This window comes from Pseudomonas sp. X4 (assembly GCF_040784925.1).
In the GTDB taxonomy this organism is placed as follows: Bacteria; Pseudomonadota; Gammaproteobacteria; order Pseudomonadales; family Pseudomonadaceae; genus Aquipseudomonas; species Aquipseudomonas putida_Z.
Genome location: NZ_CP160798.1, coordinates 4,015,275 through 4,034,849 on the forward strand (window position 1 = coordinate 4,015,275; position 19,575 = coordinate 4,034,849).

General features: G+C 63.9%; 17 protein-coding genes and 1 pseudogene. 14 read left to right on the forward strand and 4 right to left on the reverse strand.

Annotation, left to right across the window (positions count from 1 at the left end):
• Nucleotides 1–95 precede the first annotated feature (95 nt).
• Complete coding sequence (locus ABX298_RS17925; protein ID WP_367393418.1) at nucleotides 96–1,619, reverse strand: hypothetical protein; 1,524 nt, start codon at nucleotides 1,617–1,619, stop codon at nucleotides 96–98.
• A gap of 190 nt (nucleotides 1,620–1,809) precedes the next feature.
• On the opposite strand from ABX298_RS17925, the gene ABX298_RS17930 reads away from it, so the two are divergent.
• From ABX298_RS17930 to ABX298_RS17940, 3 genes are all read left to right on the forward strand, one after another.
• The gene (locus ABX298_RS17930) at nucleotides 1,810–2,433 is read left to right on the forward strand and encodes a glutathione S-transferase (RefSeq protein ID WP_013971559.1); all 624 of its coding nucleotides are present in this window, start codon (nucleotides 1,810–1,812) and stop codon (nucleotides 2,431–2,433) included.
• Between the two features lie 144 nt (nucleotides 2,434–2,577).
• Nucleotides 2,578–3,510 carry an ABC transporter ATP-binding protein gene (locus ABX298_RS17935; protein WP_046617069.1) on the forward strand — a complete coding sequence of 311 codons (933 nt, stop codon included), beginning with the start codon at nucleotides 2,578–2,580 and terminating at the stop codon, nucleotides 3,508–3,510.
• On the forward strand, nucleotides 3,507–4,286 hold the full coding sequence (locus ABX298_RS17940) for an ABC transporter permease (protein WP_003260104.1): 780 nt from the start codon (nucleotides 3,507–3,509) through the stop codon (nucleotides 4,284–4,286). Before ABX298_RS17935 ends, ABX298_RS17940 begins: the two co-directional genes overlap by 4 nt.
• Here the strand turns inward: ABX298_RS17940 and ABX298_RS17945 are convergent.
• Nucleotides 4,284–4,802 (reverse strand): annotated as a pseudogene (locus ABX298_RS17945) (DUF2062 domain-containing protein); the annotation flags it as partial. The gene ABX298_RS17940 and the pseudogene ABX298_RS17945 overlap by 3 nt on opposite strands.
• Nucleotides 4,803–4,944: 142 nt before the next feature.
• Here ABX298_RS17945 and ABX298_RS17950 point away from each other — a divergent pair.
• The 8 genes from ABX298_RS17950 (at nucleotide 4,945) to murB (ending at nucleotide 11,917) form a co-directional block, all read left to right on the forward strand.
• Nucleotides 4,945–7,161 (forward strand): DNA internalization-related competence protein ComEC/Rec2, encoded by a 2,217-nt coding sequence (locus tag ABX298_RS17950; RefSeq protein WP_367393419.1) that lies wholly within the window; start codon nucleotides 4,945–4,947, stop codon nucleotides 7,159–7,161.
• 217 nt (nucleotides 7,162–7,378) lie between these two features.
• Nucleotides 7,379–8,014: a MotA/TolQ/ExbB proton channel family protein gene (locus ABX298_RS17955; protein WP_016391244.1), complete on the forward strand. Its 636-nt coding sequence runs from the start codon at nucleotides 7,379–7,381 to the stop codon at nucleotides 8,012–8,014.
• The gene (locus ABX298_RS17960; protein WP_025338207.1) at nucleotides 8,011–8,445 is read left to right on the forward strand and encodes a biopolymer transporter ExbD; all 435 of its coding nucleotides are present in this window, start codon (nucleotides 8,011–8,013) and stop codon (nucleotides 8,443–8,445) included. The genes ABX298_RS17955 and ABX298_RS17960 overlap by 4 nt, the downstream gene beginning before the upstream one ends.
• Nucleotides 8,445–9,446: a tetraacyldisaccharide 4'-kinase gene (lpxK, locus tag ABX298_RS17965; protein WP_367393420.1), complete on the forward strand. Its 1,002-nt coding sequence runs from the start codon at nucleotides 8,445–8,447 to the stop codon at nucleotides 9,444–9,446. The genes ABX298_RS17960 and lpxK overlap by 1 nt, the downstream gene beginning before the upstream one ends.
• A gap of 44 nt (nucleotides 9,447–9,490) precedes the next feature.
• Entirely contained in the window at nucleotides 9,491–9,676 is a 186-nt protein-coding gene (locus tag ABX298_RS17970) for a Trm112 family protein (protein ID WP_011532874.1), read from the forward strand.
• Entirely contained in the window at nucleotides 9,673–10,437 is a 765-nt protein-coding gene (gene kdsB / locus ABX298_RS17975; RefSeq protein ID WP_286101257.1) for a 3-deoxy-manno-octulosonate cytidylyltransferase, read from the forward strand. The genes ABX298_RS17970 and kdsB overlap by 4 nt, the downstream gene beginning before the upstream one ends.
• The gene (locus ABX298_RS17980; RefSeq protein ID WP_003259973.1) at nucleotides 10,437–10,901 is read left to right on the forward strand and encodes a low molecular weight protein-tyrosine-phosphatase; all 465 of its coding nucleotides are present in this window, start codon (nucleotides 10,437–10,439) and stop codon (nucleotides 10,899–10,901) included. The genes kdsB and ABX298_RS17980 overlap by 1 nt, the downstream gene beginning before the upstream one ends.
• A complete protein-coding gene (gene murB / locus ABX298_RS17985; RefSeq protein WP_367393421.1) occupies nucleotides 10,898–11,917 on the forward strand; it encodes a UDP-N-acetylmuramate dehydrogenase in 1,020 nt (339 codons plus the stop codon). Before ABX298_RS17980 ends, murB begins: the two co-directional genes overlap by 4 nt.
• Nucleotides 11,918–12,103: 186 nt before the next feature.
• On the opposite strand, the gene rne is transcribed toward murB, so the two are convergent.
• Entirely contained in the window at nucleotides 12,104–15,409 is a 3,306-nt protein-coding gene (rne, locus tag ABX298_RS17990; protein WP_367393422.1) for a ribonuclease E, read from the reverse strand.
• Nucleotides 15,410–16,208: 799 nt separating this feature from the next.
• Between rne and rluC the strand changes: the two genes are divergently transcribed.
• Genes rluC through sppA form a run of 3 tightly spaced genes read left to right on the forward strand, consistent with a single transcriptional unit; the run spans nucleotide 16,209 to nucleotide 18,839 of the window.
• Complete coding sequence (gene rluC, locus ABX298_RS17995) at nucleotides 16,209–17,165, forward strand: 23S rRNA pseudouridine(955/2504/2580) synthase RluC (protein WP_025338212.1); 957 nt, start codon at nucleotides 16,209–16,211, stop codon at nucleotides 17,163–17,165.
• Between the two features lie 3 nt (nucleotides 17,166–17,168).
• Nucleotides 17,169–17,843 carry an HAD family hydrolase gene (locus ABX298_RS18000; RefSeq protein ID WP_075044131.1) on the forward strand — a complete coding sequence of 225 codons (675 nt, stop codon included), beginning with the start codon at nucleotides 17,169–17,171 and terminating at the stop codon, nucleotides 17,841–17,843.
• A 6-nt stretch (nucleotides 17,844–17,849) separates the two neighbouring features.
• The gene (sppA, locus tag ABX298_RS18005) at nucleotides 17,850–18,839 is read left to right on the forward strand and encodes a signal peptide peptidase SppA (RefSeq protein ID WP_013971572.1); all 990 of its coding nucleotides are present in this window, start codon (nucleotides 17,850–17,852) and stop codon (nucleotides 18,837–18,839) included.
• 99 nt (nucleotides 18,840–18,938) lie between these two features.
• Here sppA and ABX298_RS18010 read toward each other — a convergent pair whose 3' ends face one another.
• Nucleotides 18,939–19,517 carry a nucleoside triphosphate pyrophosphatase gene (locus ABX298_RS18010; protein ID WP_063911718.1) on the reverse strand — a complete coding sequence of 193 codons (579 nt, stop codon included), beginning with the start codon at nucleotides 19,515–19,517 and terminating at the stop codon, nucleotides 18,939–18,941.
• Nucleotides 19,518–19,575 lie beyond the last annotated feature (58 nt).

Sequence of the window (19,575 nt, forward strand, 5' to 3'; positions counted from 1 at the left end):
AAGCGTAGACAGCCTTGCTGCAAAGGCCTGCTCAGAACAGTGACAGAGCACGGCTGGCGGAGTTCGCACGCCGTGATGCTTGGGCGATGCAGTTGCTAGTCGGTGAAAAGCTCGAGCATGGCGTCTACCTCTATGAACGGGTGTGGAATGATGGTCATGGCCCAGTACCAGCTTTGTTCCGCTTCGGTCTCGTCAACATCCACGGCCAATATCACCGTGCAGGGTGACGGCGCCTTGCTGTCAGGCGTGAATACCCCTTGGCTGTCGACCTTGCCGTTGCCTGCCAGAACATGCCAGGCGATGTTTTTCAATGGCACCGCCACTTCGCTGCCTGACATCGAGGTGTAGTACATCGACAGCTGCAGTTTGCCCGCTTGTTTCGCGGCCTTGAAATAGTGCGTTTGAGCGAAGTATTCCGATACCCAGGTGGCGTAGGCTGCACTGGTACTGGTGGTTGCCTTGAGGATATCGGCCACTGCCGGCAGGAGTATTTGCCGCGTACTGCTCTTGAGCATGGCGGGGATGAGGGTCTTGCAATTGGGGTTGGCAATCGCGTTGGGGCTAAGGGCTCCGGGGGGCTGATAGTGCTGAGCGCCATCAATGGTCTTGATGGATCCTGCGCTCGGTTTCTCCACGCTCCAGGTAGGCTTGGCGGATTGTGGGGTGGCGATCAGCTTCTGTGGCCCTGTGGTCGATGAGATGGTCGTGACCAGGGGTAGCGGGTGAATGGCGGTCGAGAGTCCTGTAGCCTTGTTGTTGGCTGTATTGGAAGAATCGGCGTTGCGGAAGAGGCAAAAAAAAGAGTCCTTGCCGATTGGACTACCCATGATGTATGGCCAGCCTGAGGGAGAGGAAAGTATGCCAGGGAAAAGTCCTATGTCGTCGGGTGGGGTGCCGTTAATTATGGTGGGAAAGTAGTTGGCGTAAAGTGAAATAACGAGATCGTCTTCATGCTCGTTTACATAAGGAGGCAAAGGCTCAGGGGTGAACGTCTTGTTGAATTTTTTTTGCGGCTCGGAGTAGGCTTGCCAAAGGATGTCGTGTTCGATGCTGAAGTCCAGATAAATCCAGAGATTGAAATTCCGTTGCTCTAGAGCTACCCGGTCAAGTAAAAGATTTTTTTGTTTGAAGTAATGATTTTCGAGGATGGCTCTGTCCTCGGGCTTGCCATTCCATGTCAAAGTGGGGGTTTTGTTCCAGTGCCATCTCAGTTCGTCAGATGTCTGGGTGTTGAGTGTCAGGTAGCTTTCGTCCAGGTCGATTTTGAATGACAGGGTTCTTTCATCGCTTGGGCCGTAGTCTGTTATTTCAGTGATGATGCTTCCTCGCATGCCTAGATCTTTTTTGGTGATTATTCGGCTGTCTGCGGTAACGCGTCGACTGATTTCGGCTTTTCTGAAGTAAGTGTCATAGAAGTGCTTGGTAGGGCCCAGATGGAGCGCGGCTCTTTCCCAGCTTTTACCTGCAGTCAGGTCTCGTTTGGTGATGATGATTTCATTGTTATTGGTGCTGAGTCCCTGGTTGCTGTAATAAACGTCCGATTGGCGATGAACGGTGTCTAAATGACAATATCCGGAAAACGCTAAAGCTGTTGGGATCTCACTTTTGTTGTCTTTCATCTTTCAGTACCTCTGTGTGGGCCTGAAGTCAAGGTAGTGGTTGGCGTTTCCCGAAAAAACTGGCAAAAATGATAGTTTTTGTTGCTGCGGCCATATGGCGTCACGCGTTTATTGAACGCTGAGAATCCCATTATCGGCGCATAAGGTTTTGCATTAGACTGTTCATCTTCGTATCTATAAGGACGTTGCCATGCTGAAGATCTGGGGCCGCAAGAATTCGAGCAATGTGCGCAAGGCGCTATGGATCGCCCATGAACTGGGCCTGGATTTCGAGTCGATCGACGCCGGCGGCGCCTTCGGCGTGGTCAACGAGCCGCACTACCGTGCGCGCAACCCCAACGGCTTGGTGCCGATGCTGGAAGACGGTGACCTGACCCTGTGGGAGTCCAACACCATCGTGCGCTACCTGTGCGCCGAATACGGTGCGGAGCAGGGCTGGTACCTGGACGACCCGCGTCAGCGCGCCCTGGCGGACAAGTGGATGGACTGGACCACCTCGTCCTTCGCCACGCCGTTCCGCCCACTGTTCTGGGGCCTGTTGCGCACCCCGGAAGACCAGCGCGACTGGGTGGCGATCAACGCTGCGCACAAGCAATGCGCCCAGCTGCTGGCCATTGCCGACGAAGCCTTGGCCAAACAACCGTACCTTTCCGGTGACCAGATCGGCATGGGCGACATCCCATTGGGAAGCTTCATCTATGCCTGGTTCGAAATGCCCATCGAGCGCCCGGCCATGCATCACCTGGAGGCCTGGTACGAGCGCCTCAAGGCTCGCCCTGCGTACCAGGCAGCGGTAATGACTGCGCTGACCTGATCGAACACCACGGCTACTTCGATAGTCATTATCAATACACATGACTGTACTTGTGCGGCCAGGCCAAGCACCATTGGCCGCACTCACTGCGCCAGTGCCTTTACCTGGCGTGTCCTGCACCTTTTTCTCGGTAAGTGACCCGCTATGAGTTCCGCCCTGTCCATCCGACAGCTGACCAAGACCTACGGCAACGGCTTCCAGGCCCTCAAGGGCATCGACCTGGATGTTGCCGAAGGCGACTTCTTCGCCTTGCTCGGCCCCAACGGCGCGGGCAAGTCCACCACCATCGGCATCCTCTCCACCCTGGTCAACAAGACCAGCGGCACGGTCAACGTGTTCGGCCACGACCTGGACCGCGAGCCGTCGGCGCTCAAGCGTTGCCTGGGCGTGGTGCCGCAGGAGTTCAACTTCAACCAGTTCGAGAAAACCTTCGACATCGTCGTGACCCAGGCCGGTTACTACGGCATCCCGCCCAAGGTGGCAAAGGAGCGGGCCGAGCAGTACCTGACCCAGCTCGGCCTGTGGGACAAGCGTGACGTGCAGTCGCGTTCGCTGTCGGGGGGCATGAAGCGCCGCCTGATGATTGCCCGCGCGCTGATCCACGAGCCGCGCCTGCTGATTCTCGACGAGCCCACCGCCGGTGTGGACATCGAACTGCGCCGTTCGATGTGGAGCTTCCTCACCGAGCTGAACCAGAAGGGCATCACCATCATCCTCACCACCCACTACCTGGAAGAGGCCGAGCAGCTGTGCCGTAACATCGGCATCATCGACCACGGCACCATCGTCGAGAACACCAGCATGCGCCAGCTGCTGGGCAAGCTGCATGTCGAAACCTTCGTGCTCGACATCAAGCAGGACCTGGCCACTGCACCGGTGCTGCAGGGCTACCCGTGCCGGCTGCTGACCCCGCATACCCTGGAAGTGCAGGTGGACAAGGACATTGGCATCACCGCGCTGTTCGGCCAGCTGGCGCTGCAGAACATCGAGGTGCAGAGCCTGCGCAACAAGACCAACCGACTCGAGGAGCTGTTCGTGTCCCTGGTGGAAAAAAACCTGTCGAAGGTGGCCGTATGAGTGTAGAACTGCGCACCAACTGGGTCGCCCTGAACACCATCGTCTACCGCGAAGTGCGGCGCTTCCTGCGTATCTGGCCGCAGACCCTGCTGCCGCCGGCGATCACCATGGTCCTGTACTTCGTCATCTTCGGTAACCTGATCGGCCGGCAGATCGGCGACATGGGTGGCTTCACCTACATGGAATACATCGTGCCGGGGCTGATCATGATGTCGGTGATCACCAACTCCTACGGCAACGTGGTGTCGAGCTTCTTCGGCAGCAAGTTCCAGCGCTCCATCGAAGAGCTGATGGTGTCGCCGGTATCGCCACACACCATCCTCGTCGGTTATGTGCTGGGTGGCGTGCTGCGTGGCCTGGCGGTGGGCGTGATCGTGACCTTCCTGTCGCTTTTCTTCACCCACTTGCAGGTGCACCACCTGGGCGTGACTGTGGTCGTGGTGCTGCTGACCGCCACCATTTTCTCGCTGCTGGGCTTCGTCAATGCGGTGTTCGCGCGCAACTTCGACGACATCTCGATCATCCCGACCTTCGTGCTGACGCCGCTGACCTACTTGGGCGGGGTGTTCTACTCGATCAACCTGCTGCCGCCGTTCTGGCAGACCGTGTCGTTGGCCAACCCGGTGCTGCACATGGTCAACTCGTTCCGCTACGGCATCCTAGGGGTGTCGGATATCAGCATTGGCACGGCGATTACCTTCATGCTGGTCGCCACCGCGGTGCTCTACCTGGTGTGCGTTCGCCTGCTGGTCAGCGGCCGCGGCATGCGTGCCTGAAACCTTGCACCGGCATTGGCGCAGACGCCACTGCCGGCCCACCCACCAGCGCCAGTAAAGCATGGTGGTGAAGTAGCCAAGGATGCCCAGCACCACACCGCACACCACCGAGCCGAGCAGGAAGGGTTGCCACAGCGTCGACAGCTGGTCGGTGATCCACTGGAAAGTCAGCTCGTCGGGCAGGGTGCGCGGCGGTACCTGCATCAGCCAGGCGCCGGTCATGTAGGTGACGAAGAACACCGGTGGCATGGTCAGCGGGTTGGTCAGCCATACCAGGCTGACCGCGATCGGCAGGTTGCCGCGCAGCGGAATGGCCAGCGCGGCGGCCAGCAGCATCTGCGCCGGCATCGGGATCAACGCCGCGAACAGGCCAACGCCCATGGCCCTCGCCACCGAATGGCGGTTCAGGTGCCAGAGGTTCGGGTCATGCAGCAACTTGCCGAAAAAGCGTAAGGACTTGTGTTCCCGAATACTGGTCGGGTCCGGCATGTAGCGTTTGAAAAGTCGGCGCGGCATGTAGGCTCCCGGAGCGTTGATCCGGGCAGTATGCCCTGATTCCCGCTCAGCCTCGTTTAGAGTTTGTGACAATTGTTGAGCAAGCGCTGCCGGCAATTGGGCTATGCCTCAGAAGGTGATTTCGCTTCTGGAGCTCTACTTCATGCGCACAGGGATGTTTGCGCTCGCGCTCGGGCTGTTGTGCCTGGGCTTTCTCCCCGCATTGCCATCGGTCGGATGGCTGGTGCTGCTGGCTTTAGCCGGTGGCCTCGGCCTGTTCACCCGGCTGTGGCCGCTGGGCTGTTTTCTGTTGGGCCTGTGTTGGGCTTGCTGGTCTGCGCAGCAGGCCCTGGATGACCGCCTGGCCCCAGGGCTGGATGGCCGCACCTTGTGGCTTGAGGGCCAGGTGGTCGGCCTGCCGACCCGGACTGCGCAGGGTGTGCGTTTCGAGCTGGACGCGGCCCGCTCGCGGCGGGCAGAGCTGCCGCAGCGCCTGCAACTGAGCTGGTTCGACGGCCCGCCGCTGCGCGCGGGCGAGCAGTGGCGGCTGGCGGTGACCTTGCAGCGCCCGGCGGGGCTGCTCAACCCGCATGGGCCGGACCGTGAGGCGCAATTGCTGGCGCGGCGGGTCGGTGCGACCGGTACGGTCAAGGCCGGGCAGTTGCTGGCGCCGGTTGCAGGCGGCTGGCGCGACACGCTGCGCCAGCGCCTGCTGGCAGTCGAGGCCAATGGCCGGCAGGCAGCGTTGGTGGCGCTGGTGCTTGGCGACGGGGCGGGCCTGGCCCGGGAGGACTGGCAAACGTTGCAGGCCACCGGCACGGTGCACCTGCTGGTGATCTCTGGCCAGCACATCGGCCTGGTTGCCGGCTTGCTGTATGGCCTGGTTGCCGGGCTGGCGCGTTGGGGGCTGTGGCCCGCTCGTCTGCCCTGGCTGCCCTGGGCGTGTGGCTTGGCCATGGCCGCGGCACTGGCCTACGGTTGGTTGGCTGGTGGCGGTGTACCGGTGCAGCGTGCCTGCCTGATGCTGGCCGTGGTGTTGCTCTGGCGCCTGCGCTTTCGCCACCTCGGTGCGACCTTGCCGCTGCTGCTGGCGCTGGTTGCCGTGCTGCTGGTGGAGCCGTTGGCCGCGCTGCTGCCCGGGTTCTGGCTGTCGTTCGCGGCCGTGGCCACGCTTGGCTATTGCTTCAGTGCCCGCCTGGGCGGCTGGCGGCCCTGGCAAGCCTGGACGCGGGCGCAATGGGTGATTGCCATCGGTTTGCTGCCGGTGCTGCTGGCTACGGGCTTGCCCGTGAGCCTGAGTGCGCCGCTGGCCAACCTTGTTGCGGTGCCTTGGGTCAGCCTGGCGGTACTGCCGTTGGCGTTGCTGGGGACTTTGCTGCTGCCGCTGGGCGGGGTAGGAGAGGTGCTGTTGTGGCTGGCGGGTGGTCTGCTCGATGTGCTTTTCCGGCTGCTGGAGTTGGTGGCGCAACAGCAGTCGGCGTGGCTGCCAGCAGTTCTGCCGTTGTGGGCCTGGCTGCTGGTGTGCCTGGGTACGCTGCTGGTTTTGATGCCCCGTGGCGTACCACTGCGCGGGTTGGGTGGCGTGATGCTGCTGGCGCTGTGGGTACCCCGGGAGACGGTGCCGTTCGGCCAGGTCGAGGTCTGGCATCTGGACGTCGGCCAGGGGCTGGCGGTGCTGTTGCGCACCCGGCATCACGACCTGCTGTACGACGCCGGGCCGGCCAGGGGAGAGAGCGACTTGGGCGAGCGAGTGGTGTTGCCGACCTTGCGCAAGCTAGGAGTGGGTGGCCTGGACCTGATGCTGGTCAGCCACGCCCATGCCGACCACGCCGGTGGTGCTGGCGCAATCATGCGTGGTCTGCCGGTCGAACGGGTGATCGGCGGCGAAGTGGTGGATGACATGCAACTGCAGCCTTGTGTCAGTGGCGACCAGTGGACGTGGGATGGCGTGCGCTTTTCGCTGTGGCGCTGGGCTGATGGGCAGAGCAGCAATGACCGCTCCTGTGTGTTGCTGGTCGAGGCGCAGGGTGAGCGGTTGTTGCTGGCGGGAGATATGGAAGCCGGTGCCGAACGGGCCTGGCTGGCGGCCACAGAAGCGCCGCGGATCGACTGGCTGCAGTCGCCGCACCATGGCAGCCGCAGTTCGTCCAGCGAGGCCTTCATCCGCGCCACGGCGCCGCGCGGGGTACTGATTTCGCGCGGGCGCAACAACAGCTTCGGGCACCCGCACGCGCAGGTGGTCGAACGTTATCGGCGGCATGGGGTGGTGATGCATGACACAGCGGAGCAGGGGGCGTTGCGGTTGGTGTTGGGGAGGCAGGGGGAGGTCGAGAGTGTGCGCCGACAGAGGCGTTTCTGGAGGGATGCGGGCGGTGGCTGAGCTGGCCCTTTCGCGGGTAAACCCGCTCCCACAGGTACTGCACTCAACCTGAGGATGGTAAAAAACCTGTGGGAGCGGGTTCACCCGCGAAAGGGCCAGCTCAGCCACCCGACAGCTCAAGGTAGAAACCGGGTAGGGCAATTCCCTGACCTCCGGCAGATGAGCCCCCGGCGCGCCTATGGTAGAGTGGCGGCCTTTTTCCGAAGGGGCGTTTACTGTGTGGGAATTGGTCAAGTCCGGTGGTTGGATGATGCTGCCGATCATTCTGAGCTCCATCGCTGCCATGGCTATCGTCGTCGAACGCCTGTGGACCCTGCGCGCGAGCCGCGTCACCCCGCCGCACCTGCTGGGCCAGGTGTGGATGTGGATCAAGGACAAGCAACTGACCAGTGACAAGCTCAAGGCCCTGCGCGCCGATTCGCCACTGGGCGAAATCCTTGCCGCCGGCCTGGCCAACTCGCGCCATGGCCGCGAAATCATGAAGGAATGCATCGAGGAGGCCGCCTCGCGCGTCATCCACGAACTGGAACGCTACATCAGCACCCTCGGCACCATCGCCGCCATGGCTCCGCTGCTGGGCCTGCTGGGCACCGTGCTGGGCATGATCGACATCTTCAGCGCCTTCATGGGCTCGCAGATGACCGCCAACGCCGCAGTGCTGGCCGGTGGTATCTCCAAGGCCCTGGTCACCACCGCGGCCGGCCTGATGGTCGGTATCCCGGCGGTATTCTTCCACCGCTTCCTGCTGCGCCGCATCGACGAGCTGGTAGTCGGCATGGAACAGGAAGCGATCAAGCTGGTGGAAGTGATCCAGGGCGACCGTGAAGTGGAAGTGGCCGGAGGCAAGGCGTGAAGTTCCGGCGCAATCGCCAGCGGGAGAGCGTCGACATCAACCTGGCGTCGCTGATCGACGTGGTGTTCGTCCTGCTGCTGTTCTTCGTGGTCACCACCACCTTCACCCGCGAGACCCAGCTGCGCGTCGAGCTACCCGAAGCCGCCAGCGCCGAGCAGGCGCCGCCCGACCAGGGCAAGCTGGTGGAAATCACCATCAGCGCCGAAGGCGTGTACTCGGTGAACAACCACCTGCTGCCTAAAAGCGACCTGGCCACCCTGAGCGAAGCGATCGAGCGTGAGTCGGGCGGCGACAACAAGCTGCCGCTGGCCATCAGCGCCGACGGCAAGACCCCGCACCAGGCTGTGGTCACCGCGATGGATGCCGCCGGCAAGCTCGGTTTCAGCCAGTTGCGCATGACCACCGTCGAGGCGGCCCAGGGCACGCCTTGATGGCCTTCGCCGACCGTCTGCTCGCCGCCTGGTACGCCGGGCACCCGGCCCTGGCGCTGCTGCGCCCGCTGGAGGCGCTGTATCGCCGCGTGGTCACGCGCAAGCGGGCGCGTTTTCTCAGTGGCGAAAGTGCCAGCTACCGGGCCCCGGTGCCGGTCATCGTGGTGGGTAACATCACCGTGGGCGGTACCGGCAAGACGCCGATGATCCTCTGGCTGATCGAGCACTGCCGCCAGCAGGGGTTGAAGGTGGGCGTGGTCAGCCGTGGCTATGGCGCCAAACCGCCGCAGCTACCCTGGCGCGTGCAGGCCGACCAGGCTGCCGAGCAGGCCGGCGATGAACCGCTGCTGATCGTGCAGCGCACCGGCGTGCCGCTGATGATCGACCCCGACCGCTCCCGCGCCGTGCAGGCCCTGCTGGCCAGCGAACCTCTCGACCTGATCCTGTGTGACGACGGCATGCAACACTACCGCCTGGCCCGCGACCTGGAGTTGGTGCTGATCGATGCCGCTCGCGGCCTGGGCAATGCCCGCTGCCTGCCGGCGGGGCCGTTGCGTGAGCCGGCCGAACGCCTGCACGAGGCTGACGCGGTGCTGTTCAACGGCGCCAGCGCAGACCGCGCCGATGGCTTCGGCTTCTGCCTGCAGCCGTCCGCCCTGGTCAACCTGCGCAGCGGCGAGCGCCGCGCGCTTGACCATTTCCCCGCAGGCCAACGCCTGCACGCGGTGGCCGGTATCGGCAACCCGCAACGTTTCTTCAATACCCTGCTGGGGCTAAACTGGCAGCCGGTGCCGCATCCCTTTGCCGACCATGCGCAGTTCAGCGCCCAGAGCCTGGCCTTCAGCCCGCCGCTGCCGCTGGTCATGACCGAAAAGGATGCGGTGAAATGCCGGGCCTTCGCCGCTGACGACTGGTGGTACCTGGCCGTCGAGGCGCAGCCCACGCCGGCTTTCAGCGCCTGGTTCGACAACCAGTTGCAACGCTTGCTGCGCAAGCCCTGAGCCCTTTTTCAATTCCCGGCCACCTGGCCTAAAGGAAGCCTCAAATGGACACCAAACTGCTCGATATCCTGGCCTGCCCGATCACCAAGGGCCCGCTGAAGCTCAGTGCCGACAAGACCGAGCTGATCAGTAAGGGCGCTGGCCTGGCCTACCCGATCCGCGACGGCATCCCGGTCATGCTGGAAAGCGAGGCGCGCACCCTGACTGATGAAGAGCGTCTGGACAAATGAGCCTGGATTTCACCGTGGTGATCCCCGCCCGGCTGCGCTCCACGCGCCTGCCGGGCAAGCCATTGCTGCCGATCGCCGGTAAGCCGATGGTGCAGCATGTGTGGGAACAGGCCCGCAAGAGCGGCGCCAGCCGCGTGGTTATCGCCACCGACGACGCGAGCATTCTGGAGGCCTGCCAGGCCTTCGGCGCCGAAGTGCTGATGACTCGTGCCGACCATGAGTCCGGCACCGACCGCCTGGCCGAAGTGGCCATACACCTGGGCCTGTCTGCCGATGCCATCGTGGTCAACGTGCAGGGCGACGAGCCGCTGATCCCGCCGGTGATCATCGACCAGGTGGCAGCCAACCTGGCAGCGCATCCGGAAGCCGGTATCGCCACCCTGGCCGAACCGATCCATGAGCCGGAAACCGTGTTCAACCCCAACGCGGTCAAGGTAATCAGCGACAAGAACGGCCTGGCCCTGACCTTCAGCCGTGCACCGCTGCCCTGGGCCCGCGATGCGTTTGCCAAGGACCGCAACCTGTTGCCAGAAGGCGTGCCGTATCGCCGCCACATCGGCATGTACGCCTACCGCGTCGGCTTCCTGCAGGACTTCGTCAGCTGGGGCCCGTGCTGGCTCGAGCAGACCGAAGCGCTGGAGCAGCTGCGTGCCCTGTGGCATGGCGTACGCATCCATGTCGAAGACGCCATCGAGGCGCCTGCCGTGGGCGTGGATACCCCTGAAGACCTGGAGCGCGTACGGCGCTTGCTGGAGGCCTGATGCGCGTCCTGTTCGTCTGCCTCGGCAATATCTGTCGCTCGCCCACCGCCGAAGGCGTGCTGCGCCATCAATTGCAGGCTGCCGGGCTTGCCGACCGGGTGCATGTGGCCTCGGCCGGCACCGGCGACTGGCACGTCGGCAAGGCGCCTGACAGCCGCACCTGCAAGGCAGCGCTGGCGCGTGGCTATGACCTTTCGCAGCAACGCGCCCAGCAGGTCAAGGCGGCGCACTTTGCCGAATATGACCTGATCCTGGCCATGGACGAGAGCAACCTCGGCCACTTGCGTGCGATGCGCCCGCACACCGCAGTGGGGGAGCTCGACCTGTTCCTGCGCCGCTATGGCGCAGCACTGGATGAAGTGCCAGACCCGTACTACGGTGGCGCCGACGGTTTCGAGCAGGTGCTCGACCTGGTTGAAGCGGCGTGCCAGGCGCTGGTCCTGGAAATCAAGGGGCGGCTATGACAGTGCAGTGGCAGGAGCAGGTATCGCTCAAGCCTTACAACACCTTTGGCATCGACGTGAAGGCGCGGTATTTCACCCAGGCACATGATGACCAGGAGGTGCGCCAGGCGCTGGCCCAGGCGCAGCAAGGCCGCGTGCCGGTGCTGGTGATTGGCGGTGGCAGCAACCTGCTGCTGACTCGTGATATCGATGCGCTGGTGCTGCATATGGCCAGCCGTGGCCGGCGCGTGCTCAGCGACGATGGCGAACGTATCGTGGTCGAGGCCGAGGCCGGTGAGCCGTGGCACCCGTTCGTGCAGTGGGCACTGGCACAGGGCTATTGCGGGCTGGAGAACCTCAGCCTGATCCCCGGCACTGTGGGTGCCGCGCCGATGCAGAACGTGGGCGCCTATGGCGTTGAGATCAAGGACGTGTTCGTAGGCCTGACCGCCCTGGACCGCGAGACCGGCGAGTTGCGTGACTTCGGCCTGGCTGAATGTGCCTTCGGGTATCGCGACAGCCTGTTCAAGCGCAACCCCGGGCGTTGGTTGATCCTGCGTGTGCGCTTTGCCTTGAGCCGTACACTGCAGGCTCACCTGGATTACGGCCCGGTGCGCCAGCGGTTGGCAGAGCAGGGCGTGACCGAGCCGACCGCGCAGGCGATCAGCGAGGCGATCTGCAGCATTCGCCGCGAGAAGCTGCCAGACCCGGCAGAGCTGGGTAATGCCGGGAGCTTCTTCAAGAACCCGGTGGTCTCGGCGGAACTGGTCGAGCGTATCCGTGCGCAGTACCCGGGGGTGGTGGCTTATCCCCAGGCCGATGGCCAGGTGAAGCTGGCGGCAGGCTGGCTGATCGAACAGGCAGGCTGGAAGGGCCACCGCGAGGGGGATGCCGGGGTGCATCGTTTGCAGTCGCTGGTGCTGGTCAACTACGGCCAGGCGAGCGGGGTGCAGATGCATGCGCTGGCGCGGCGGATCCAGGCCGATATCCTCGAGCGGTTCGGAGTCGAGCTGGAGATGGAGCCTAACCTCTACTGATTCAGTGCCTGGGCTGGCCCTTTCGCGGCTAAAGCCGCTCCCACAGGGACCTCACAGGGCCTGAGGGTAGTGGGGCCCCTGTGGGAGCGGGTTTACCCGCGAAGAGGCCGGTACAGGAAAAACGTCCAGCCAAGAAAAAGCCCCGCCAGTTCGCACTGGCGGGGCTTTTTCATTCAGCCTTGGCTATCAACCGTGATGAGGCTTTTGCTCATCGCTGGCTTCCAGGGCTGGCTCCTCGGTGGCTGCAGCAGCTTCCTGTGCGGCCTTGGCGGCAGCCTCGGCCTCACGCTTGCGGCGACGCACTTCACGCGGGTCGTTCGGCGCACGGCCGTTGGCCAGCATGACAGTGGCAGGTTCCACCGGCGCAGGCGCTTCGACCGGTGCAGGCTCGACGGCCACTGGGGCAGGCTCGGCCACCACTTCTGGCTGGGCCTCGACAACCGGGGCAGGTTGCTCGGCAACCGGAGCGGCTTCGACCACGACCGGGGCCTGCTCGATTTCACCGGCCTCGACGGCAGGCGCTTCTACCGGTGCTTCGGCAACCACTACCGGTTCGGCAGCAGGTGCTTCGTCTACCACTGGCTGCGGAGCGACTTCGACCACTGGCTCGGCAGTTGCTTCGACCACGGCCACAGGCTCGCTGACCGGCTGCTCGACCACCGGGGCCACAGCCACTTCTTCAGCCTCGGCAGCAGCTTCGACCTGTTCGACCTTCTCGGCCTGCTCGACCGGATGGGCGACTTCGCTGTTGTCGGTTTCCGCTACGGCGGCGACTTCGGCGGTGGCAAGCTCGGCCTGCTGGTTGGCCTGGGCTTCGGCGTCGGCACTGATGTTGCTGCTGGCGACGGCGGCAGTCACGGCCAGGCCGGCAGCCAGTTCGGCACCCAGCTCGGTGGCCTGATGCGATTGTGGCTGCTCTTCGCTGCCTTCTTCCTCGCTGCCATCGATCAGCTCGCCGTTGGCGTTGCGCTGACGCTCACGACGGTTGCTGCGGCGACGCTGACCACGGGAACGGCGGCGCGGGCGCTCGCCATCGGTGCCTTCCTGTTCGTCCTGCAGCAGCTCTTCGTTCGGCAGTTGCTCTTCGGCCAGCTCGGCAGCCTGCTCGGCGGCTTCTTCGGCTACGCGTGGCTGACGCTCTTCGCGTGGTGGGCGAGGGGCTCGTTCTTCGCGTGGAGCACGTTCTTCACGAGGTGCGCGTTCTTCACGCGGGGCACGCTCTTCACGAGGTGCGCGTTCTTCACGCGGGGCACGCTCTTCACGCGGTGCGCGTTCTTCACGTGGAGCACGCTCCTCACGCGGTGCGCGTTCTTCACGTGGAGCACGCTCCTCACGTGGGGCGCGTTCCTCGCGAGGTGCACGCTCTTCACGCGGGGCACGTTCTTCACGGGCTACACGCTCCTCGCGCGGCTGACGTTCCTCACGCTCGGCAGGGGTAACGTCCAGTGGCTCACGCAGTTCGCGCACGCGCTCTTCGCCACGGTTGCCGCGGCGGTCTTCGCGTGGCTGGCGTGGTGCACGTTCTTCACGCGGTGCACGCTCTTCGCGTGGGGCGCGTTCTTCACGTGGTGCACGCTCTTCGCGCGGGGCACGTTCTTCACGAGGTGCGCGCTCGGCACGCTCTTCACGCGGCTTGCGCTCTTCGTCGCGGCGGCCGTTGCGATTGCGGCTTTGCTGGCGGCCGTTGCGGCGTTCTTCGTTGCGTGGGCTGCGCTCGGCGGCCGGCTTCTCGGCAGCAGTGACAACCGGTGCGGCGGCAGGCTCTTCCTTGCCGGCGAACAGGCTTACCAGCGACTTCACCAGGCCCTTGAACAGGCTTGGCTCCGGGGCGACCGGGGCAGGGGCGACCGGTGCGGCAGGCTGCGGCTCTTCGACAGTGGCCGGTACCGGCGCGTTGGCGCGGGCCGGGGCGGTCTTGACCGCGGCTTCCTGGCGAACCAGGGTGCGAGTGGCGGTCGGCTGCGGCGCTTCTTCGGCTTCGGCTGCGGCGATCTCGTAGCTGGACTGGTTGCTCAGCACTTCCGGGTTGTCGTCGCGCAGGCGCTGGACTTCGAAGTGCGGGGTTTCCAGGTGATCGTTCGGCAGGATGATGATGCGCGCACGGGTACGCAGTTCGATCTTGGTGATCGAGTTGCGCTTCTCGTTGAGCAGGAAGGCAGCCACCGGGATCGGCACCTGGGCGCGAACTTCGGCGGTGCGGTCCTTCAGGGCCTCTTCTTCGATCAGGCGCAGGATGGCCAGCGACAGCGATTCGACGTCACGGATGATGCCGGTGCCGGAGCAGCGTGGGCAGACGATGCCGCTGCTTTCGCCCAGCGAAGGGCGCAGGCGCTGACGGGACATTTCCAGAAGGCCGAAGCGCGAGATGCGGCCGACCTGGACGCGGGCGCGGTCGGCTTCCAGGCACTCGCGAACACGTTCTTCGACGGCGCGCTGGTTTTTCGCCGGGGTCATGTCGATGAAGTCGATGACGATCAGGCCGCCGATGTCACGCAGGCGCAGCTGGCGGGCGATTTCCTCGGCCGCTTCCAGGTTGGTCTGCAGGGCGGTTTCTTCGATGTCGCTGCCTTTGGTGGCGCGCGCCGAGTTGATGTCGATGGACACCAGGGCTTCGGTCGGGTCGATCACGATCGAACCGCCGGACGGCAGGTCGACCACGCGCTGGAAGGCGGTCTCGATCTGGCTTTCGATCTGGAAGCGGTTGAACAGCGGCACGCTGTCTTCGTACAGCTTCACCTTGCTGGCGTACTGCGGCATCACCTGGCGGATGAAGGTCAGAGCTTCTTCCTGGGCATCGATGCTGTCGATCAGCACTTCGCCGATGTCCTGGCGCAGGTAGTCGCGGATGGCGCGAATGATGACGTTGCTTTCCTGGTAGATCAGGAATGGCGCGGCGCGGTCCTGGGACGCTTCCTTGATGGCGGTCCACAGTTGCAGCAGGTAGTCGAGGTCCCACTGCATTTCTTCGCTGCTGCGGCCAAGGCCGGCAGTGCGCACGATCAGGCCCATGTCGCCCGGCACGGTCAGGCCGTTCAGGGCTTCACGCAATTCGTTGCGCTCTTCGCCTTCGATGCGGCGGGAGATGCCACCGGCGCGCGGGTTGTTCGGCATCAGCACCAGGTAGCGGCCGGCCAGGCTGATGAAGGTGGTGAGGGCGGCGCCTTTGTTGCCACGCTCTTCCTTCTCGACCTGGACGATGACTTCCTGGCCTTCGCTCAGTACTTCCTTGATGTTGACCCGCCCTTCGGGGGCTTTCTTGAAGTATTCGCGGGAGATTTCTTTCAGCGGCAGGAAGCCGTGACGTTCGGAACCGAAGTCGACGAAGGCGGCTTCGAGGCTGGGTTCGATGCGGGTGATCTTGCCTTTGTAGATGTTGGCCTTTTTCTGCTCGCGCGCGCCGGACTCGATGTCCAGGTCGTAGAGACGTTGGCCGTCCACCAGGGCTACACGCAACTCTTCGGGTTGAGTCGCGTTAATCAGCATTCTTTTCATGTTGTACCGTCGGTTTCCGGGCTGCCGGAAACGGCGTTCGGCACACACGACGTCTCATGGTCGGTGCCAAGGTGCGCAAAGGGTGGCCGGGCCACCCCCGTGTCGAGCGACGTTCGGCACCAGCCGGTTGCCCAGCCTGCCGTTGTCGCGACGACGCGTCCTGTTTGCTGCGGTGCCAACAAGGCCCCGGTGGCTTCGAATTGGAATCCGAATCAACCAAGCGGGCCTTGTGCACTCAGTCAGGAGGAGGAATCAACCGTCAGCCGTGGACGCCCGGAGGCATCTGTTCAGGACCTTATCCGCTCGCCAGCCGTTCAGTGGGCTGGTGGGCCGGACGCGGTGCTACACGGTCCGAGGGCTGTGCATCTCCACCCTGCACGTATCCCTGATAATTCGGGTGCTGCCGCGCGCTGAATCCGCAACGGGTTGCATTTTTCGCCAGCGCAGGTTCTGCGCTGGCGCCATTCATGTCCAAGGCAGGTATTTCCGAAGCATTCGCCGGGCGTTGCGTGGAAGCGACGGGGCGGGCAGAGGTGCAGCGAAAAGAATCGGGTAAGCAGGTGAAACACCGCACTTGTCGTTTTTTTTCGGTCTTCTCTACACAGCGCTGGTGGCGATTCCAGGCAATTCGGTAAACTGGCGAAAACCCCGTAGGACGGCCTCGCGTCCTGGAGAATTGCGTTGGTCAGGGACCGGCTAGGAGCCTGGTGCCGCTGGCCTGCCGCTTTTGGCGGCGTTCGCGACTATAGCAGCAATGATTAAGTGCTTCAATTCCATAAAAAATTGTTATGATCCCGCCATGACGACCAATACCCCTCCGACTTCCGGCGTTCAGCTGATCGAAGTCGCGCCGGAGCTTGCCGGCCAACGCATCGACAATTTCCTCATCACGGCCCTCAAGGGCGTGCCCAAGACCCTGGTGTACCGCATCCTGCGCAAGGGTGAAGTACGGGTCAACAAGGGGCGCGTCAAGCCGGAGTACAAGATCCAGGCCGGCGACATCGTGCGGGTACCGCCCGTCCGCCTGCCGGAACGTGACGAGCCAGCGCCGGTAGCCCAGGGCCTGTTGCAGCGCCTGGAAGCGGCCATCGTCTACGAAGACAAGGCGCTGATCGTGATGAACAAGCCGGCCGGCATCGCCGTGCATGGCGGCAGCGGCCTGAGCTTCGGCGTGATCGAGGCGCTGCGCCAGCTGCGCCCGGACGCCAAGGAACTGGAGTTGGTGCACCGCCTGGACCGCGACACCTCCGGCCTGCTGATGATCGCCAAGAAGCGCAGCATGCTGCGCCACCTGCACGCCGCGCTGCGCGGCGACGGTGTCGACAAGCGCTACATGGCGCTGGTGCGCGGCCACTGGCCGACCTCGAAGAAGCAGGTCAACGCGCCGTTGCTCAAGAGCAACCTGCGCTCCGGCGAGCGCATGGTCGAGGTGAACGACGAGGGCAAGGAGGCGCTGACCCTGTTCCGCGTGCTGCGCCGCTTCGGCGAGTTCGCCACCATTGTCGAGGCGCGCCCGATCACCGGTCGTACCCACCAGATCCGCGTGCACACCCTGCATGCCGGGCATATGATCGCTGGCGACAGCAAGTACGGCGACGAAGACTTCAGTCGCGAAATTCGCGACTTGGGCGGCAAGCGCTTGTTCCTGCATGCGTATGCGCTGACCGTGCCGCTGCCAGACGGTGGCGAGCTGAAGCTCGAGGCGCCAGTGGATGAAGTATGGGCGAAAACCGTTGAACGTCTGAGTGCGTCCTGACCTATGAAAAAAGGCTATGAGCTACTGATCTTCGACTGGGACGGCACGCTGGCCGACTCGATCGGGCGTATCGTCGAGGCCATGAACGCCGCCGCCGAGCGTGCCGGTGAGGCGCAAAGCAGCGAGGACGCGGTCAAGGGCATCATCGGCCTGGCCCTGGGCGAGGCGATCCACACCCTGTACCCGCACCTGGCGCCTGCTCAGGTCGAAAGCTTCCGTCAGCACTATGCCGATATCTACATGGCCCTGGACCAGCAGCCCTCGCCGCTGTTCGAGGGTGTGGTCGAGTCGCTGGATGCCTTCCGTGCCGAGGGTTACCGCCTGGCGGTGGCCACCGGCAAGGCGCGTCGCGGGCTGGACCGGGTGCTCAAGGCCAATGGCTGGGAGCAGTTTTTCGACATCACTCGCGCCGCCGACGAGACCCGCGGCAAGCCGCACCCGCTGATGCTCGAGGAAATTCTCGGTCATTGCGGTGTCGAACCGGGGCGTGCGCTGATGGTTGGCGATTCGGCATTCGACCTGCAGATGGCCAGCAATGCCGGCATGCATTCGGTGGCCGTGGGCTACGGTGCCATGTCGCTGCGGGCGCTGGCCGAGTTTGGTCCGCAGGTGTGCATCGATCATTTTTCCCAGTTGCGTGAGTGGCTGGGTGGTTCCGCAATTCCATTTCCAAGGTAGGTAAGCATGGCAGACGAATGGAAAGCCCCCGAGGCTGAACCCGAGGAGCGCGAAGAGCGCAAGAGCTGGAAGCTGCTGGAAAAGACCCTGCTGGCAGGCGTTCAGGAGCAGCGTCGGGCGCGACGCTGGGGGATCTTCTTCAAGTTGCTGACCTTCGTCTACCTGTTCGGCATCCTGATCCTGTTCACACCGTTGATGGACATGGACAAGGCCGCGTCGCGCAGTGCCAGCCATACCGCGCTGGTCGAGGTACGCGGGGTGATTGCCGACCAGGAGCCGGCCAGCGCCGACAATATTGTCAAGAGCTTGCGCGAGGCGTTCAAGGACAGCAAGACCAAGGCTGTGGTGATGCGCATCAACAGCCCGGGAGGCAGCCCGGTGCAGTCGGGTTACGTGTATGACGAAATCCGCCGTCTGCGGGCCGAATACCCGGCCATCAAGCTGTATGCGGTCATCGCCGACCTTGGCGCTTCCGGTGCCTACTACATCGCCAGTGCGGCGGACGAGATCTATGCCGACAAGGCCAGCCTGGTGGGCTCGATTGGTGTGACGGCGGCCGGTTATGGCTTTGTCGGCACCATGGAGAAGCTGGGTGTGGAGCGGCGCACCTACACTGCAGGCGAGCACAAGGCCTTCCTTGATCCGTTCTCGCCGCAGAAGCCGGAAGAGACCGAGTTCTGGCAGGGCGTGCTGAATACCACGCACCAGCAGTTCATTGCCATGGTCAAGCAGGGGCGGGGGGAACGCCTGAAGGACAAGGAGCATCCGGAGCTGTTCAGTGGCTTGGTCTGGTCGGGCGAGCAGGCCAAGGAGTTGGGCCTGGTGGACGGGCTGGGCAGTGCCAGCTATGTGGCGCGCGAGATCGTGGGCGAGAAGGAACTGGTGGACTTCACCGTGCAGGAGTCTGCGCTCGATCGCTTCTCCAAGCGTGTGGGGGCCAGTGTGGCTGAGCGCCTGGCGATGTGGATGGGGTTCCAGGGGCCGCAGTTGCGCTGATCCGGGATTGCCGGGGGGCGCTTTGCGCCCCTTCGCAGGTTGCGACACGCCTGTGGGAGCGGGCGTGCCCGCGAAGGGCCGCGGCGCGGCCCCAGAATCTCAGGGAATCACCACCCCTTCTTTGGTCAACATATCCACCAATCTAATCAGTGGCAGCCCGATCAGGCTGGTCGCATCGCACCCGTGCGTGCTCTGGAACAGGCTCACCCCCAGCCCCTCGGCCTTGAAGCTGCCGGCGCAGTCCAGCGGCTGTTCCGCCGCTACATAGCGTTCCACTCGCTCTCGGTCCAGTTCGCGCAGGGTCACGGTAAACGGCACGCAGTCCACCTGGCAGTGCCCGGTGGCGCTGTTCAGCAATGCCAGCCCGGTCAGGAAGCTCACCTGCTGCCCGCTGCACTCCAGCAGCTGCTCGCAGGCCCGCTCGAAGGTGTGCGGCTTGCCCAGTACCTGCTCGCCCAGCACCGCAACCTGGTCCGAACCGATGATCAGGTGCCCGGGGTGGCTGCCCGCCAGGGCCTCGGCTTTTTGCCTGGCCAGCCGGCGCACCAGCTCCACCGCCGGTTCGTCATCCAGGCGCCGCTCGTCTATATCGGGGCTTGCCCAGGTGAAGGGCAGGCGCAGGCGCGCAAGCAGTTCGCGGCGGTAGGCAGAGCTGGAAGCCAGTAACAGAGGAAGCATGGTAGACTCCTGAATCAGTTGAACAAATTCTATCACGCACGATGCCGCCGAATTTCCT